Source organism: Rhodococcus sp. no. 34 (assembly GCF_054589475.1).
Genome location: NZ_BAAILK010000015.1, coordinates 1 through 207 on the forward strand (window position 1 = coordinate 1; position 207 = coordinate 207).

Here is a 207-nt window from a genome sequence, read left to right on the forward strand (position 1 = left end):
CAGGATGCGTTCGAATCGGGTTGCCATCGAGGCCACCGTCGACTCGTCGAACAGATCCGTCGCGTACGTGAACGTCGCCGCCATCCCGGCCGGGGCACCGGACTCGTCGAACTGCTCGACCATGGTCAACTGCAGATCGAACTTCGCCGCCACCGCGCCGGTATCGACGCCCGCAACCGTCAGATCGCCCAACTGCAACCCGGTCTG

1 protein-coding gene is annotated in these 207 nt (G+C 65.2%); it reads right to left on the bottom strand.

Annotated elements, in window-relative coordinates:
• The coding region (locus ACYP01_RS04630) for a hypothetical protein (protein WP_459678796.1) at positions 1–207 on the bottom strand (207 nt) is incomplete at both ends.